The 18,967-nt window shown below is 43.1% G+C and carries 9 protein-coding genes; all 9 read left to right on the top strand.

The features are described 5' to 3' along the window. Positions 1-1,767 carry a RagB/SusD family nutrient uptake outer membrane protein gene (locus tag WFY05_RS00415; RefSeq protein WP_340110722.1) on the top strand — a complete coding sequence of 589 codons (1,767 nt, stop codon included), beginning with the start codon at positions 1-3 and terminating at the stop codon, positions 1,765-1,767. Positions 1,768-1,785: 18 nt separating this feature from the next. Continuing rightward, positions 1,786-2,817 (top strand): DUF5627 domain-containing protein, encoded by a 1,032-nt coding sequence (locus tag WFY05_RS00410; RefSeq protein WP_340110721.1) that lies wholly within the window; start codon positions 1,786-1,788, stop codon positions 2,815-2,817. 74 nt (positions 2,818-2,891) lie between these two features. Beyond that, the gene (locus WFY05_RS00405; RefSeq protein ID WP_340110720.1) at positions 2,892-5,051 is read left to right on the top strand and encodes an endo-1,4-beta-xylanase; all 2,160 of its coding nucleotides are present in this window, start codon (positions 2,892-2,894) and stop codon (positions 5,049-5,051) included. A 98-nt stretch (positions 5,052-5,149) separates the two neighbouring features. Beyond that, positions 5,150-8,965 carry a hypothetical protein gene (locus WFY05_RS00400; protein WP_340110719.1) on the top strand — a complete coding sequence of 1,272 codons (3,816 nt, stop codon included), beginning with the start codon at positions 5,150-5,152 and terminating at the stop codon, positions 8,963-8,965. Positions 8,966-9,111: 146 nt separating this feature from the next. Beyond that, positions 9,112-11,166, top strand: coding sequence for a DUF2264 domain-containing protein (locus tag WFY05_RS00395; protein ID WP_340110718.1), 2,055 nt, complete (start codon positions 9,112-9,114; stop codon positions 11,164-11,166). 62 nt (positions 11,167-11,228) lie between these two features. Beyond that, on the top strand, positions 11,229-13,217 hold the full coding sequence (locus WFY05_RS00390) for a glucuronyl esterase domain-containing protein (protein ID WP_340110717.1): 1,989 nt from the start codon (positions 11,229-11,231) through the stop codon (positions 13,215-13,217). 75 nt (positions 13,218-13,292) lie between these two features. Continuing rightward, complete coding sequence (locus WFY05_RS00385) at positions 13,293-14,567, top strand: SGNH/GDSL hydrolase family protein (RefSeq protein WP_340110716.1); 1,275 nt, start codon at positions 13,293-13,295, stop codon at positions 14,565-14,567. Positions 14,568-14,853: 286 nt separating this feature from the next. Next, on the top strand, positions 14,854-17,403 hold the full coding sequence (locus tag WFY05_RS00380; RefSeq protein ID WP_340110715.1) for a glycosyl hydrolase 115 family protein: 2,550 nt from the start codon (positions 14,854-14,856) through the stop codon (positions 17,401-17,403). A gap of 109 nt (positions 17,404-17,512) precedes the next feature. Then, positions 17,513-18,967 (top strand): MFS transporter, encoded by a 1,455-nt coding sequence (locus WFY05_RS00375; RefSeq protein ID WP_340110714.1) that lies wholly within the window; start codon positions 17,513-17,515, stop codon positions 18,965-18,967.

Raw genomic sequence — 18,967 nt, 5'->3', positions numbered from 1 at the left:
ATGAAAAGATATATTTTATTCCTTTTGGTCAGTTTATTCATTCTGTCAAGCTGCGACGACTTGTTCGAGCCTGCTATTGAGAACTTTAAAGATCTAGATTTGATGTATACTGACCCTGTGTATGCACAAGGTGTATTAACCACTACATACCGATATCTTCCGAATACGTACAATAACATTGAATATGCAACCGATGATGCCGTTACAAACGACAGATCGAATTCATATTTGGTTATGGCTACAGGATCATGGACAGCTTCGAGTAACCCTGTTAATATGTGGGTTGACGGCTATGGTGCTATTCAATATTTAAATACATTTTTAGAAAGATGTGATGATGTTGAATGGGCTGATGACCCTGAAGCTGCTGAACTTTTTAATATAAGAATGAAAGGTGAAGCCTACGGTTTAAGAGGCCTGTTTCTATACTATCTTTTAAGAAACCATGGCGGTTATTCCACAGGTGGTGAATTGCTGGGCGTTCCTATTATTAAGGAGTTTCAAGATGCAAATGCCGATTTTAATGTGCCACGTTCCAGCTTTCAGGCCTGTGTCGATCAAATAATAAACGACCTGGATAGTGCTATTTTATTACTCCCTGTTAAATACCAAAGTGTATCATCTTTAGATCAGGTGCCTGATAAATACAATGGTATGGTTTCTCTGTCGAGTACCTACAACAGGGTAATGGGCGATTTATTTAAGCAACTTATGGATGGACAAATTGCTATGGCATATCGTTCAAAGGTTGCTTTATTAGCCGCAAGTCCTGCTTTTGAGGATGCTTCGAACAACACCAACTGGGAAGATGCAGCCATTTATGCTGCCGATGTGTTGGAGCAAATTGGTGGAGTGTCAGGATTGGCTCCAAATGGAGTAACCTACTTTGCAAATAATACTGAATTAGATGCTTTGGCAGAAGGAGTTAATCCGGCCGAGATACTTTGGCGGAATAACATCGCAAGTTTGACCTCTTCACAGGAATCAGCCAACTTTCCACCATCATTGTTTGGTGATGGAAGAATGAACCCGACTCAAAACCTGGTTGATGCATTTCCCGACAGCAATGGTTATCCAATTGCTCACGCATCGAGTACATACGATCCTGCTGATCCATATGCAGGGCGTGATCCTCGTTTAGCGCATTATATTGTATACAATGGTAGCACGGTTGGTGTAAACAATACGGCCATACTAACCGGTAGCGCATCCGGAACCGATGATGGCATCAATATTCGTGAAACATCGACCCGTACCGGGTATTACATGAAGAAACGTATGAGAATGGATGTGAACTACGATAATGCCAGCGGTTCGTGGCAAGGTAAAAATAATTACACACCGCGTATCCGATATACCGAAATCTTCCTCAACTATGCTGAAGCTGCCAACGAGGCTTATGGCCCGAACGGCATGGCTCCAAATGCCAGTTATTCGGCAGTTGATGTGATTAGAGCAATTAGAGAAAGAGCGCTTGGAATAACAGAAGATCCTTATCTTGATGAAGTTTCAGGAGATAAAGATTTAATGCGTGAATTAATTCGTAATGAAAGAAGACTTGAGCTTTGTTTCGAAGGATTCCGTTTCTGGGATTTACGCCGATGGAAAGTTGATTTAACCGAAACAGCCAAAGGTTACGATGCAAGTACCGGAGAGGTGTTTGATGTTGAGCCTCGTTCTTTTACCGACTATGAGAATTATGGACCAATTCCATACAGTGAAATACTTAAGTACAACAATCTTGTACAAAACAGAGGTTGGGAATAACAATTAATAATTTAGATCATGAAAGTATATAAAATATTATTAGCAGTTCTTGTTGCAGGATTAATGTTTTCCTGTGGAAATCAAGACGTCTCATTTCCTGATTTCGATTATACTACCGTATATTTCGCCAATCAGTATCCATTGAGAACCCTGGAGTTGGGAGACGATCCTCAGGTAGACAATTCGCTTGACAATGAACATAAAGTGAAGATTATGGCTACCATGGGAGGTGTTTATACAAACAACGAAGCCAGAATTATCGATATAAGTGTTGATGAGTCATTGTGTAACGGAGTATCGTTTGTTGGCGGCTCAGAATTACTTCCTATGCCGGCCAGCTATTATAACCTGGAAGCTAACCATATTGAAATTAAAACAGGTGATATTCTTGGAGGAGTTGTGGTACAGTTAACAGACGCTTTCTTTAACGACCCGCTTAGCATTACCAATAAGTATGCAATACCGCTGGTGATGACAAGTGTAACGAATGCCGACAGCATTTTGTCGGGTAAGGCAATAGTTGATAATCCAAATCGGGTGGTAAGTTCCGGCTGGGAGATTACTCCGAAAGACTATGTGCTGTATGCCGTTAAATACGTAAATAAATGGGATGCCAATTACCTCAGAAGAGGCGTCGATGAAATCTCGGATGGTACGGGTACAGTAACGGATGTTCGCCGTAGCGAGCATGTTGAGTATGATGAAGTTGTTAGTATATCTACAAATTCGCTTACAGAGTGTACACTTCCTATTACTATTTACGAAGATGATAACTTAACCACGCGTGCTACAGTTGATTTAATACTAACATTTGATAGTGATAACAACTGTACAGTGTCAGGAAGTACTTCTGCATATTCGATTGCGGGTACAGGAAAATTTGTTACCGATGGCGAAAAAAACAGTATGGGAGGCCAGGATCGCGATGGATTGTATTTAGACTATACAGTTGAGCTAATCGATTTGGGCTATACCTACACTACTAAAGATACATTGGTTAGCAGAGACAGAGGGATAGTTCCGGAGTACTATAACATTACGGTCGAGTAACATATGTAAAAATCATTCAGATCAATAATTGGTGATAAAAAGCTAATAGACGGGTCTGATAAAAACATTGAATTATGAAAAGATTTAATAAAAAACATATAGTCTTGTTGACTATCCTGGCGATTTTTTCTTCTTGTGCCGAACTCGATTATCAGGTCGATTCGGGCATCGAGGTGGAGAAACCAACCAGTGTAATTGACGAGGAAGCAATTAATGCTTACGATGTTCTAAAATCGTACACAGGAGACCTTGTTTTAGGAGCAAATGCAAGTTCAGGCAATATCTCCGGTACAAGTGCATTGTCTACTTTACTGGAGACAAATTTTGTGGAAGTAACTCCTTCAAGTGAACTAAATCAAAATGCGATCCTGTCAAATGACGGAATTTACAGTTTCACGTCGATTGAAAACTATATAAGCAGAGCAGAAGAAAGGGGCTTGTCGGTTTATGGCGATGCAATTGTTTCGAGTACAAACCAAAGTTCATCTTACCTGAATTCACTTATTGCACCTTACACTTTCTACACGCCACTGTTTCCAAATTTTGTAATTCCCGGTCCTTTAAACGATGGTTCGTTTACAGGTTGGGGTGTTGAAGGGAACTTAACCGTTGAAAATTACCTGGGGCAACCCTGTGTAAAAATGGTGAACGGTGCATCAGAAGGTGAAGGTAGTGCCACATCATTAAAGTCGCCCGAATACAGAGTAGATGAAGGCGCCAAATTCGAAATAACCTTCTATGTGCTTTCGAATGTAATTGGCGAAGGCCGGGTTGTTTTTACCGGCTTGAATGAAAACGAACCTGAATTGGATTGGACGGGGGCAGGAGTTGAGACTCCAACATTCAAAACAAAAGTTGGATGGAATAAGATCCAGTTTCAGGTGAATGACTTTGATGGAAGCGGTGCTTTGTCGTTTAAAATTGAGATGGGATATACGTCAAATGCTACTTACTTTATGAATATTCAAGGCATATCACTTATTAACGTAAACGGTTCGGTTGATAATCCCGATGAGATCTTCCTCGAATGTGAAGATGCACAGCAAATAGGCCAATTCTTTATATTGGAAACAGGCGATGAATCCAGTATTTCCGGAGGAGAATATTTGGAAGGTATAATTGATGGTGACAGAGAGACGTACGATACAAGTACCGGTTTCCCAACTGATGCGGCTAACACCGACATGCAGTTTATTTATACTTTCAATGTGCTCACTACCGGAAGTTACCATATATGGTTAAGACACCGTTGTCATCAACCTTATGGTGGTGATGATTCCTGGTTCTTCAGTGTCGATAACAATGAATATTTTTATCCGAATGGCATTGAAAACCAAAACAGTGATTCCTGGGCATGGTCGAAACATTTTGATGGAAATGGAGATTCTTTTGACCTGGAAGCAGGTGAACATACCATTGCCTTCAAAATTAGAGAAAGTGGTCATTATTTCGATAAAATCTATATCACAATGACGACAAATGAACCTACCGGACTTGGTACTGCGGCAATTGCGCAGGAAGAAGTTAATCTTGATCTTACCAGTCAAGAAAAGGCAAAGATTGTTCGTGGAAGTTTGGAAACATGGATTTCGGGTGTTTTAAATGCCTGTAAAGTTGGTGTTGATGCATGGACCGTGGTAAAAGATCCTATGGACGATGGCAACCCACAGGAACTCAAAACAGGAAAAAATAAGGAGCTGGCAGATGGTGAATTTTACTGGCAGGATTACCTGGGACCACAATACGCAGCCGAAGCCTTTATTATGGCAAGAGACAGCAGTAAACCAGGTGACCTGTTATTTATAAGCGATTATGGCCTGGAAAAAAATCTTGTGAAATGCCGGGGTTTATTGGCCTATATCGATTACGTCGAAGGTCAGGGAGCAATCATTGATGGAATTTCAACTCAGCTGCACCTTACACTTTCATCTGACAAGGATAAAGTAGCTTCCATGCTGGAGTTGCTGGCTGCAACAGGAAAATTAGTGAAAATATCAGACTTGAAAGTTTCACTGGATGCATCAGATCCAACGGCAGAAATGCTGCAGGAACAGGCAGAAATGTATAAGTCGGTTGTGGAGATGTATAATGAATATGTACCTGCATCGCAACAATATGGAATTTCTCTCGCGGGAGCCGATGACGCTAACGATGAGAAATATGGATTATGGAATGCGAATTACAACCGCAAACCTGCATATGCTGGTTTTGCTGATGGATTCGCTCGTGATTAAATCAATAAAAGGGGAAGGGACAGGCACTCAAAAACCTTTCCTTCCCTTTTCATTCAACGGATATTTTGATTGTTTAGATGAATTAAATTCCTAAAATTATGAGAAAGATATTTACACTAATAGCAACACTTTTGTTGTCGGTACTGGCAGGGTACGCTCAACCCAACCTGCCCGAAGGTTATGTCTCTGTATATTCGATTAACTCAGAAGCCGAACAGGCTCCTGTATCGATAGACGGTGGTGCAAGCTACCAGCTTCTGGGGCCAGCCCAGGGATGGGGAGACTCTACAAATTACGATTTTTCGAATTATGAAAAATTAGCCTTTAAGATTACCTACGATCCCGCCGATGCCGGTAGCCAGGTGGCTGTTCGTTTTTCAGTAAATCAAACCGGAGCTAAATTACACATGTTTACGCTGCCAACTGAAGGAACATCTGCGGTTTTAGAAATCGATCTGGCAGAATATGCCGATGAAAACGGGAACGTCTTGTTTGGTGGAATTGTATTTTACAATGGCGCTACTCACTGGAGCTTTTCTTACGATGGTACTGCCGCTACCCAGGCATGTACAATAGATTACATTGCACTGAAAGAGGCTCCGGGTGCGATTGAACTTCCCGAAGGATATGTTTCCGTTTATTCGATCAACTCGGAAGAGGAACAGGCTCCTGTAGCGATTGATGGTGGTGCAAGCTACCAGCTTTTAGGAGCTGCCGCCGGATGGGGAGACTCCACGAATTATGATTTTTCCGAGTATGAGAAATTAGCCTTTAAGATTACCTACGATCCTGCCGATGCCGGTAGCCAGGTGGCTGTTCGTTTTTCAGTAAATCAAACGGGAGCGAAACTGCACATGTTTACCCTGCCAACTGAAGGAACATCTACGGTTTTAGAAATCGATCTGGCAGAATATGCCGATGAAAACGGGAACGTCTTGTTTGGTGGAATTGTATTTTACAATGGCGCTACTCACTGGAGCTTTTCTTACGATGGTACTGCCGCTACCCAGGCATGTACAATAGATTACATTGCACTGAAAGAGGCTCCGGGTGCGATTGAACTTCCCGAAGGATATGTTTCTGTTTATTCGATCAACTCGGAAGAGGAACAGGCTCCTGTAGCGATTGATGGTGGTGCAAGCTACCAGCTTTTAGGAGCTGCCGCCGGATGGGGAGACTCCACGAATTATGATTTTTCAGATTATGAGAAATTAGCCTTTAAGATTACCTACGATCCTGCCGATGCCGGTAGCCAGGTGGCTGTTCGTTTTTCAGTAAATCAAACGGGAGCGAAACTGCATATGTTTACCCTGCCAACCGAAGGAACATCAACGGTTTTAGAAATCGATCTGGCAGAATATGCCGATGAAAACGGTAACGTCTTGTTTGGTGGAATTGTATTTTACAATGGCGCTACTCACTGGAGCTTTTCTTACGATGGTACTGCCGCTACCCAGGCATGTACAATAGATTACATTGCATTGAAAGAGGCTCCGGGTGCGATTGAGATTCCCGAAGGATATGTTTCTGTTTATTCGATCAACTCGGAAGAGGAACAGGCTCCAGTAACAATCGACGGTGGTGCGACCTACCAGCTATTAGGAGCTGCCGCCGGATGGGGAGATTCTACAAACTATGATTTTTCAGATTATGAGAAATTAGCCTTCAATATAACTTTTGATCCTGCCGATGCCGGTAGTCAGATGGCTGTTCGCTTTTCAGTAAATCAAACGGGAGCGAAATTACACATGTTTACGCTACCAACCGAAGGAACAAACGCGGTAGTAGAAATCGACCTTGCAGATTACGCCGATGAAAACGGTAACGTGCTCTTTGGTGGAATTGTATTTTACAATGGCGCTACTCACTGGAGCTTCTCCTACGATGGTAATGCCGCTACCCAGGCATGTACCGTTAATTATGCAGCTTTAAAAGAGAAAGAGGCTCCAGGCCTTCCACTTCCCGACGGATATGTTTCGATTTATTCGATCAAGCCGGAAGATGAGCGGGCACCCCTAGCTATTGACGGAGGAGCAAGTGTACAGGTATTAGGGCCTGCCCAGGGTTGGGGCGAATCAAGGGAATACGATTTTTCGAACTATAAGAAATTAGCTTTCAAAATAAATTATGCCCCGGAGGATGCCGGCCACCAAATGGCTATCCGGTTCTCCGTGAACGGTACCGGTGCTACACTGCATCTGGTAACGCTTCCAACGGAAGGGACAAGCGTGGTTGAGGAACTATACCTGGAGGAGTATGCCGATGAGGAAGGGAAAGTTGATTTTGGAGGAATTGTTATTTATAACGGTGCAAGTCATTGGAGCTTTTCGTATGATTCTTTAGCTGCTACCCAGCCATGTACAATCGACTATATTGCCCTGGAAGAGAAAATCAACCTTCCGATGGGGTGGACATCTTTTTATTCGATCAAACCGGAAGATGAAAAAGCTCCGATAGCGATAGATGGTGGTGCAGCTGTACAGCTTGCCGGACCTTCCGATTGGGGGCCAGCAACGGATTACGATTTATCGGATTACGCTAAAATGGCGTTCAAAATTACTTATGATCCTGCTGATGCCGGCCATCAGGTAGCGATTCGTTTCAATATTAATGGCAGTGTAAAATTACACCCGGTAACACTTCCGGAAGAGGGAACAAGTGTAGTTGAGGAGATTGATCTTACGCAATATGCCGACGAAAACGGGGCTGCCATTAATGGAGGAATCGTTTTCTACAACGGAGCTTCACACTGGAGTTTTTCTTACGACGGTACACCGGCTACCGAGGCATGTACTATAAACTACATTGCGCTTAAAAAGAAACTACAATTCCCGGAGGGATATGTCTCTTTTTATACCACCAATATTAACATGGATGAAGATGAAAAAGCTCCGATAGCGATAGAAGCCGGTGCAGCTGTTCAGCTTGCCGGACCTTCGGATTGGGGGCCAGCAAGGGATTACGATTTATCGGGCTATGATACATTAGCTTTCAAAATAAATTATGTCCCGGAAGATGCCGGTCACCAGGTAGCGATTCGTTTTAATATTAATGGCAGTGTACAATTACACCAGGTAACACTTCCTGAAGAGGGGACAAGCGTAGTTGTAGGTATTAACATTCCTCAATATGCTGACCAAGACAGGAATGCCATCCTTGGAGGGATCGTTTTTTACAACGGTGCTACTCACTGGAGTTTTTCTTATGACGGTGAACCTGCAACCCAGGCGTGTGTCATTAGTTTTATAGCAGTTAAAGAGAAAACTGGAATAGATATACATGAAATACCGGAAGGTTATGTTTCTCTTTATTCTGTAACTGAGGAAATGGAATTGGCGCCACTGGAAATGGCTGGCGGGGAAAGTTACCAGTTATTGGGTTCGCCCGCTAATTGGGGATCAAATATGGATTATGATTTAACTAATTATGACACATTGCTTGTACAGATTGTATTTGACTCACTTGATATTGGAAAAGAAGTTGCAATTCGGTTTTCTGTTGATGGATGGACGAATTTATATATAATTCCCCTTGATACAATGCCTGACGGACAAACAGTCGTTAGGGAGAAAATCTATCTTCCTGATTATGCTAATTTTGATGGAGAGGTTTTAATGGGAGGCATTGTTTTTTATAATGGAGCAAGTCACTGGAGCTTTTCATATGACGATCCGGCAACTCATTCTGCTAAAATAGATTTCGTTGCAATAAACGAGCTAATGGTTACTGGCATTGATAGAAGAGTAGTTAGGATGCAAGATGATCCGGATCCAAATGATTTGGTAAATGTTTATAGCATTACAGGTGCTGTTCTGCGCCAAAGTGTTAAATATTCTGAAGCAACAATTGGATTAAAGCAGGGATTGTATATCGTTGGTCGCAAAAAAGTTTTTGTAGCTGGTCCAAGGTATTAACCCGGATCAAAATTGAGGATACAACCAATAACAAAACTGTAAAACGGTTTATGGAAAAGGAGTTGTAGCATTACAACTCCTTTTTTCTCCCAAAAGCATCGTAAAATGGTAAGAGTCTTCATTAACGACGATCAAGCGTGTTGAATATGAAAAATGCCTACGAAGTAAAAGATCCGGATTTTGAGCTTAGTCCATTCACAGGGATGACTAAAAAGCATTATGTAGAACTGGCTAAATATTTATTGGAGCGTGCATTCAAACATGTAAATTCCATGGAAACTCATATATCTTTTCCAATCGTTTCCGGCAAAACTTATCCCCAGCCCAATTCTCCGGACTGGCGGTATAAATCAGCCGATTTCGAGGCGCTAGAACGGACATTTACTTTGGCCGGTCCTCTGATTCATCTCGATCCGGAAACAACCATTAATGGCATCAAGCTAAGGGATTATTATAGTTTGCACATTTACAACGCTTTCACTCCGGGGCATGCTAATTCCTTGCCGATGCCGGAAGAGCTTCCGGACTCCAATTACCAGTTTACCTGCGAGTTTGGTGGATTGTTCAAGACTTTGCTCCTGATGCCGGATACCATTTGGTCGCAATATACAAAAGAACAAAAGGACGAAATGGTGATTACCATATCAAAATGGGCGCATCACAGGACAACTCAAAACAACTGGCGGATATTTAATATCTGTGCACTTTCATTTCTGAAAAAGTACGGTTATGAAATTGACGACAACTTACTTAAAAGTCATTTACTCTGGATTACCTCCTACCACTCCGGCGATGGATGGTACCTGGAACAAACGTACAATTATTACTCGATCAGCCTGTTCATCGTTTACACAACAATCTGGAACAGAGCTTTTGGCGATGAGTACTACCCTGAAATTTCGGCGATGATCGAAAAATCGGCGCAGGAATTAATGGAATCACTTCCCTGGTTCTTTGGGCGCGATGGTTACATCAATATGTGGTCGCGCAGCATTTGCTACCGTACATGGGTTTCAGGGGCATTCCCTGTTGCTTTTATGCTAAAGGAAAAGCCAGGTCTGGATGCCGGTTGGGCAAGACGTCTCTGTTCGGGATCCTTGTTGCAGTTTGTGTCGAAACCTGAATTTTATTACAACGATATTCCCAGTCTCGGATTTTACGTCCAGAAAGAATACATGGTGCAGAATTACAGCTGTGCCGATAGCCCGTTTCTTATGTTCCTGCCATTTATTTGCCTGGCTTTGCCCGATGATTCACCCTTCTGGACTGCTAAAGAAAACGAAGGAATGTGGGAGGAAATAGGGGACAATTCAAATAAAACGGTTCTTGAAAGCCCCGGACTTGTCCTGGTCAATCATGGAAAAACCGGAACTTCTGAAATCGTTCCCGGTAAAGTTTATTACGATGATCCGAATTATTCCAAACTACTCTACAATACGCATTTTCCGTGGGAAGATCACAATCCTCAGGGAGGCACTTCCATGGAATACAGTTACCGGAGCCAGGATCCAAGAGATGTTCGGGGAGATGATGTAAACTTCTACCTGACCGGATTAACCGTGGATAACGACTCGGATAAAAACCGAGAGTTTACCATTTCGCAAAGTATGCTTTTCAATGGTGTGCGGGAAAATGTTCTGTATCGCCAGGCTATTATGCGAAAGCCACCAAACAACGGGGTGGGGTATATTATCGATTTAGCCGAAATTACCATTCCCGGAGGTGTTATCCGCGTTGACCGTTCCCGTCTGGCTTTTGAACATGAACTGACACTGGGACATTTTGGCCTGCCACACTTTAACGGACAAAAGGCAGTAATCAATCAATTTGAAAAGGATAACAAAAAGGTGATCACGGCTTCAATTTCGGGGCGCCGTGTGGCCTTGATAACTTACAGCGGCTGGGATAAACTGGAAAGTTTGATGCACTCCAACCGGAATGCTGAAGCCGAAGAAAGCACGGTGATTTATGCCCGCAAAAAACGCATGGATAAAAATCCTGCGATGGAACTAATGGTGACTCTGTTGTTGCACCGAATGGACAATGAAGAATGGATGGAGGAAGAACTGTCGCCTATCAAAGAGCTTGAAATCATCGATATTATGCCAAGCGGCTCTGCTTTGGGAGCCAATATTACCTTAAACAGTGGCGAAAAGTATGTGGTAGATTTTAAGGATATCGACGGAAAAAGAACCAGTTAGAGAACTAAGTCGCAATATAATGCTTGAACAGAATTATAGCAATTGAATTAAACCAACTTAAAATGAAATCAAAACTATTACTACTTTTAATTATAACCTGTCTGCTTACAAGCAGTTTTGCACAGGAAATTCCATTAGTCTATTCCGTTGAAAACACGGGCAAAGATTTTCCGGTTCCGAATTTACCTGATTTTGAAAATCTTCCGGCTATCGAACCTTTGCCCGATCCTTTCCTGTGGGCCGATGGATGTGGTCGTGATACAACGTTCACAAACTGGGAACGTCATCGCAACGAGTTTAAGGCGATGATCGAAAAATATGAAATTGGTACTAAACCGGATCGTCCGGAGGACATTACAGCCAATTACTCGAATGGCACACTTACAGTGAACATAACCGTGAATGGAAACACGCTTACACTCACTTCACAAGTTGTTCTTCCTACGGGGGAAGGTCCCTTCCCGGCAGTGATTGGAATGACAGGAGGTTCGGGCAGTTTGCCTTCCAATATCTTCAGCAGCCGGAACATTGCACAAATTTCCTTCAACTTCGGACAGGTGATGGCTCATCAGCAGGTTCGAGGCAGTGAACCAATAAATGAAATTTATCCTGAGTTGACCTATATGGGCGCCTACAGTGCGTGGCCGTGGGGTGTAAGTCGCTTGATCGACGGTTTGGAGCTGGTGCAGGATGAGCTGCCAATTGATTTGAGCCACCTGGCAGTTACCGGATGTTCTTTTGCAGGTAAAATGGCACTTTTTGCCGGTGCATTTGACGAGCGGATTGCGCTTACTATTGCCCAGGAATCAGGAGGTGGAGGCTACCCCGCATGGCGCGTTTCTGAAACGCTTGGCAGTGTTGAAAAATTAGGTTCAACCGATCGCCATTGGTTCATAGAAGATATGTTCCGTTTTGCAGGTTCCAATGTTTCCAAACTTCCGCACGATCATCATCAGCTAATGGCAATGGTAGCGCCACGTGCACTACTGGTGACCGGAAACCCTGGCTTTGAATGGCTGGCAGATCCGGCAGGTTATGTCTCAAGCAGGGCAACTCAAAGAGTTTACGAAACACTTGGCATCCCGGATCGTTTCGGCTTTTCGATTATTGGAGGACATGGGCACTGCGCGGTTCCGGGAAGTCAAATACCGGAGATTGAAGCTTTTGTTGAAAAATTTATGCTGGGAAATGAAAGTGCGAATACAAATATCACTACCCACCCTTACGATTACATTAACTATTCTCGTTGGACTGAATGGTGGGGAACCGGAAATCCTGTTTTGCCAACCCCGGAACTGGGAGATGCCGAGTCGGTTTATTTGGAAGCTGAATGTGCTACGGTAGGAGAAAACTGGAGCATTAAATCAAATGAATCACAAGCTTCAGGAGAAAGTTATGTTGCAAGTCCGGAGATTGAGTTTCTTTCAGCAGCTTCTTCCAGTGTTAAGGATCATATGGTTTTCAATTTTACGGTGAAAAATGACACCACGTATTACTTGTATACGCGTTTAAATTGTCCCAGTGCCGATGATGATTCGTATTGGATGAAGATGGATAACGGGGCTTATGTAATGCAAAACGGATTAGGTACCAGTGGATGGCAATGGAAACGGATAACCAACTATAAGCTGTCAGCCGGCGAACATACTTTTACCATTGCTAATCGTGAGAATGGTGCGAGTATGGATAAAATTTGTATTTCAGATAGTCCATACGTTCCTGATGGAATGGGGGGAGAGGCTGTAAATTGTCTGGGGACCGGGATGAATTCAAAGGATGTAAAAAAAGGTTATTCTTTGGATCAGAACTATCCAAATCCCTTTGATGAAAAAACCAATATTTCATTTGAAGTCCCGGACGAAGCTTTTGTCTCACTAAAAGTCTTCAATATCGTTGGTGCTGAAATAGTAGAGTTAGCCGGGAAAAATTACCCGCCCGGGAAGCATTCTTTAGAGTTTAACTGTGAGAATTTATCGGACGGAATCTATGTATATAAAATGAAAACTGATCAATTTACTGCGAGTCAGAAAATGACGATCAACGGTCTGTAAAATAGAGGTGCAGTTTTCTGTAACTACGCTTGTTGAAACGATTTTAAACTTAGAACAACTCATAATAAAGCTATAATGAAGTCTGAATTAATTTCTTTATACAATATTTTTTGCAGGATGCTGAGCTCATTCCGACATAGATCAACAGCGGCAATCATTGCCGGGGTGATAATTGGTATGACCAGCTTTGCAGCTTGCACAAATTCTAATGCCCAGAAAAAATGGGTAGGAACCTGGAGCACCGCTCCTCAATTGGTAGAGCCCCGTAATATGCCTCCTGAACCGGGATTAACGAATAATACACTACGCCAGGTAGTTTGCGTTTCAATTGGCGGCGACAAGCTGCGTTTGAGGTTCTCCAATGAATTCAGCAAAAGCCCGGTTACCATGAAGACAGTTCAAATTGCTGTTTCAAACGGAGGTAGTACGATTGATAAATCTTCGGTTAAAGAATTGAAATTTGACGGAAAGCCGGTTGTTACCATGCAGCCTGGCGAAGCGATCGTTTCGGATCCTTTTTCATTCGATTTGGAACCGAGGATGGAAGTGGCTATTACCATAGCCTTTGGCGAAACATCGCCCGATGTAACCGGTCACCCCGGATCGCGAACCACATCTTATCTGCTTACCGGAAACCAGATTTCAGAAGGTGCGGATTTTTCAAATGCTGTTAAAACAGATCATTGGTATGTGATAAACGGGATTGATGTGAAAGCACCTAAATCAGCTGCCGCGGTTGCCATTATTGGTAACTCGATAACCGATGGACGTGGCTCGGGCACAAACAAACAAAACCGTTGGCCCGATATTCTGGCGCAACGTCTGCTAAAAAATGATGCAACCAAAAATGTGGCAGTTCTGAACATGGGAATTGGCGGTAATGCTGTGCTTCGTGGCGGACTGGGGCCCACAGCTCTAAACCGGTTCGAACGCGACATCCTGAATCAACACGGTGTGCATTGGCTGATCATTATGGAAGGAGTGAATGATCTGGGGGGTACCCGCAGTAAAGAAGCTGCCGAACAGGTCGCGCAAGGATTGATTGATGCGTACGGGAAAATGATTGATGAAGCTCATGCCCAGGGAATAAAAGTGTATGGTGGAACCATCACTCCAATTATGAAATCGTTTTATTATACCGATTTCCGTGAAGTTGCTCGAAATACGGTCAACGAGTGGATTCGCACCAGTGGCCGTTTTGATGCCGTGATTGATTTTGATAAAGCGATCAGGAATTCGGAGGATATTTATAGCATTTTGCCCGAAGCCCAATCAGGTGATTACCTCCACCCGAACGAAAACGGATATGTGATGATGGGGGAAGCCATCGATCTTTCCTTATTCGAATAGTAGAGGTCTGTGCAGTTGGTTGAAATGACCGGAAGATGTAGCTTCTAAAGCATGAAGTACATTAAAAGTTTCAAGACTCATAAAATACGAAGGATGTGTGTGAAAGTAGAAATCAAATATTCAAAATTAAAAAGCAAACAAGGGGCGCAGGTATATTTTTGGAAACAAAAGACCCTTTTTACTTCATACAAAGGGAACTGATAATAAAAAATTTAAAGGTTAAAGGGTATTGATTTTCGAAACCAATAAAATGTAACTAAAGAAATAACTAAAATAAACCAATAAGATGAATAAAAAATTGTTTAAGCTACTTCGAAGAGCAACTGTCTTTTCTGTCATTGTGCAGTTTGCCCTTTCCATTCCGCTGTATAGCGCGGCTCAAAACGGAACAGATTATATTTCATTCACAAAAGAAGAAGGAAGTTTTGTTCTTGCTGAAAACGGACAGCCGGCTCCGGTTGTTTATGGGCAGGATGAATTTCCGGGTGTTAAAACTGTGGTCGAATGGTTTTGCAACGATATAAAACTGGTTAGCGGACAGTCGCCACAAATTTTTGAGACAGACGTGCCTCAGTCGAAACAATTGATTTTGGTAGGTACCGTGGGTAAAAGCGCTTTGATCGACCAACTGGTTTCTGAGAGCAAACTGGATGTGTCGGATTTTAAAGGTGATTGGGAACGAAGCCTCACACAAGTAGTCGATAATCCTTTCCCGGGAGTAGATAAAGCCTTGGTGTTAGCAGGAAGCGACAAACGCGGAACCATTTACGCGATGCTCAATTTATCGCGTAAGATGGGAGTTTCGCCCTGGTATTGGTGGGCCGATGTTCCAGTTGTTAAACGTGAGGCTGTTTACGTAAAAACGGGACGTTTTGTAACCGATAGTCCGAAAGTAAAATACCGCGGAATATTTCTAAATGATGAAGAACCGGCGCTTGGTAACTGGGTGCGCGAAAAATTTGGAGGATTCAACCATGAATTTTACGAGAAGGTGTTTGAATTGACGCTTCGCCAACGGGGAAATTTCCATTGGTCGGCTATGTGGGGCAAAGCATTTTTCGACGATGATCCGGAGAATGGCCCCATGGCAGATAGACTGGGAATTGTAATGGGAACCACGCATCACGAACCGATGGGACGGGCTCAGGCCGAATGGCATCGTTATGGCTCAGGTTCCTGGGATTACAACAAAAATGCTGAGGTATTGAAAGATTTTTGGAGAAAAGGGATTGAGCGAAATAAAGATTGGGAAACTTTGGTGACCATTGCGATGCGAGGAGACGGTGACGAAGCAATGGAAGAAGGAACAAACATTGCCCTTTTGGAAAAAATTGTAAAAGACCAGCGTGAAATTATTAGTGAAGTTACCGGTAAAAAGCCCGAAGAAATGCCGCAGGTTTGGGCACTCTATAAAGAAGTTCAGGACTATTACGACGACGGAATGCGCGTTCCGGATGATGTTACTTTATTGCTATGCGATGATAACTGGGGAAATGTGCGCAAATTGCCCGCAATCGATGCTCCGGAACGAAAAGGTGGTTACGGTATGTATTACCACGTTGATTATGTTGGCGGCCCTCGCTGTTACAAGTGGATCAATGTGAGTCAGATTCAGCGAATTTGGGAGCAGATGAACCTTACCTACACGCATGGTGTGGATAGAATTTGGGTGTTAAACGTTGGCGATTTAAAGCCCATGGAATATCCGATCAGTTTCTTCATGGATATGGCCTGGGATCCTACGGAATTCAACGCAAATAACATATACCAATATATTGTTGACTGGTCTGCCGAACAGTTTGGCGAGAAATATGCCGAAGAAGCAGCACGCATTCTTAATCTGTATACAAAATATAATCATCGGGTAACTCCGGAATTGCTGGATGCGAGGACTTTCAGCCTGGAAAACTACAACGAATTTGAACGGGTTCGGAACGATTACCGCGATCTTACTCTGGATGCTTTGCGTTTGTATAATTTTATTCCAAACGAATATAAAGATGCATTTGACCAACTGGTGCTTTTCCCAGCTAATGCCAGCTCGAATTTGTACGAGATGTATTATGCGGTTGCAAAAAACCACCAACTTGCCGAAGCTAATGATCCTGAAGCCAATTACTGGGCCGATGTGGCAAAGCAGTGTTTTGATCGCGATTCGCTTTTTACGGTGCATTACAATCAGCAAATTGGCGATGGTAAATGGAATCACCAAATGGATCAGATTCGCATTGGCTACAGATCGTGGGCCGAGCCACGCCGAAGAATTATGCCACGTGTTGTACGGGTTGAAGTGCCGGAGATTGATCGTTCGGAATTAGCCTTTCAGGAAGCCGACGGTTATGTTTCAATTGAGGCGGCAAATTATCAGCTGGCAAAAGGCACAGACAAAATACACTGGGAAGTAATTCCGCATCTTGGAAAAACTGATTCAGGCATTACTACTTTCCCTCAAAATGAATATCCGGAGAGCGATGATGCGATTTACCTCGAATATGCGGTTAATTTGGAGTCAACGGGAGAGTTTGATGTGAATATAATGTTATCCACAACATTAAATTACAATGCCAACAAAGGATTACGCTATGCCATTTCGGTTGATGGCGGCGAGGAGAAAGTTGTAAATACCAACGGAGCTTATCGCGGCGAACTAGGAAAATGGCAGGCTGTTCGCATCAACGAAACGATAACACAGCACAACTTTCAGAAAGCCGGATTACATCGACTGCGGATTCGCGTACTGGAGCCGGGAATAGTGATACAGAAAATTTTAATCGATACAGGAGGTTTGAAACCCAGTTATTTAGGGCCACCTCAGAGTGAACAAGTTAGATTGTAACCGAAAGTTGTGCATAGTTAAGCGGGGGATTTGAATCATTGCAATAATGATGACCTGGTTATTCCGCATATTACAGCTGAAGAATAAGAATCAAAATAAACCCAATTAAATGAATACGACTTCACATAAAGTTTCTGTACTGGAAAAAATAGGTTACAGTCTGGGTGACCTGGCAGCTAACCTGGTGTTTCAAACCCTGGTTACTTTCCTTGCCTTTTTCTATACCGATATTTATGGCTTGCAGAACGAACACGCATCGGTTATTATGCTGGTAGTTGGATTGGTGGCCGCATTTGCTTTTAATCCTATAGTGGGAGTATTAGCCGATCGCACACATTCACGCTGGGGAAAATTCCGTCCGTGGATTTTGTTTACCGCCATTCCGTTGGGCGTAATTGCCTTGCTGGCTTTTACAACTCCCGATTTTTCGTACAAAGGAAAACTGATTTATGCTGCCGGAACCTACACCTTATTACTGCTGGCTTATGCGGCAAGTAACCTGCCATATTCGGCATTAAGCGGCGTAATAACCGGCGATATGTCGGAGCGCAACAGTCTTTCGTCGTATCGCTTTGCAGCCGTTATGTTTGCACAGTTTTTTGTGCAGGTATTTATGTTGCCCATCATTCTGCACGTAGGAGATGGTGATAAAGCAGCGGGTATCGAATCGGTAATGACCTGGATGGCCATTATCGGAACCGTTCTTTTGCTGATTACATTTCTTACCACCAAAGAGCGCGTTATTCCAAAGCCCGAGCAGGCTTCGACTCTGAAGGAAGATTTAGGCGACCTGTTCAAAAACAAGCCGTGGATCATCATGTTAACGCTTACTGTTTTGGTGTTTGTTACGCTGGCTATGAAAGGCGGGTCGTATGTTTACTATTTCAATAATTACGTTGATGAAGTGGCGTTGCAAAGTTTTATTCAACCGATCCTTGATTTTCTCGGCCGTATAGGATTGAACTTTTTTGAGTCGGATATTGCATCAGCTGGCTTTGGTTTATTTAATGCCGGTGGAATTATTTTCTCAATGATTGGGATAGCGGTTTCTAGAAAACTGGCCGATAAATTTGGGAAACGCGATGTGTTTGGGACAGCACTTTTTATCGCCACCCTGTTTATCATCTCTTTCTTTTTTTACAATCCAAAAGATGTTGGTTTGATGTTTTTGGCGCAGGCGCTGCACATGTTTTTTTACGGGGTTACAACACCTATTCTGTGGGCGATGATCGCCGATGTGGCCGATTACTCCGAATGGATCAATAACCGCCGGGCTACCGCCATTATATTCTCAGCCATGATGGTCGGTCTGAAAGCCGGATTAGCCATTGGAGGTGCTATTGTTACCGGGATTCTCGGGTTATACGGATACGTTTCGAAAGATGCTGTATCAGCCGGTCAGGAACTGGTTCAGCCCGAAAGTGTGGCTCAAGGTGCAAAAATGCTGGTGAGTATTTACCCGTCCATCCCGTTTTTAATTGGTGTTACACTGCTGTTTTTCTACGAGATCAATAAGAACAAAGAAATTCAGATACAACAGGATTTGTTATCGAAAAGAGTTTAA

Origin of the sequence: Maribellus mangrovi (assembly GCF_037646455.1) — a bacterium.
Taxonomy (GTDB): domain Bacteria; phylum Bacteroidota; class Bacteroidia; order Bacteroidales; family Prolixibacteraceae; genus Draconibacterium; species Draconibacterium mangrovi_A.
This window is presented reverse-complemented; position numbering and strand designations above follow the sequence as displayed.

Coding starts and splice junctions, on each gene's coding strand:
- WFY05_RS00415 (WP_340110722.1), top strand. CDS start 1: ATGAAAAGATATATTTTATTCCTTTTGGTCAGTTTATTCATTCTGTCA.
- WFY05_RS00410 (WP_340110721.1), top strand. CDS start 1,786: ATGAAAGTATATAAAATATTATTAGCAGTTCTTGTTGCAGGATTAATG.
- WFY05_RS00405 (WP_340110720.1), top strand. CDS start 2,892: ATGAAAAGATTTAATAAAAAACATATAGTCTTGTTGACTATCCTGGCG.
- WFY05_RS00400 (WP_340110719.1), top strand. CDS start 5,150: ATGAGAAAGATATTTACACTAATAGCAACACTTTTGTTGTCGGTACTG.
- WFY05_RS00395 (WP_340110718.1), top strand. CDS start 9,112: ATGAAAAATGCCTACGAAGTAAAAGATCCGGATTTTGAGCTTAGTCCA.
- WFY05_RS00390 (WP_340110717.1), top strand. CDS start 11,229: ATGAAATCAAAACTATTACTACTTTTAATTATAACCTGTCTGCTTACA.
- WFY05_RS00385 (WP_340110716.1), top strand. CDS start 13,293: ATGAAGTCTGAATTAATTTCTTTATACAATATTTTTTGCAGGATGCTG.
- WFY05_RS00380 (WP_340110715.1), top strand. CDS start 14,854: ATGAATAAAAAATTGTTTAAGCTACTTCGAAGAGCAACTGTCTTTTCT.
- WFY05_RS00375 (WP_340110714.1), top strand. CDS start 17,513: ATGAATACGACTTCACATAAAGTTTCTGTACTGGAAAAAATAGGTTAC.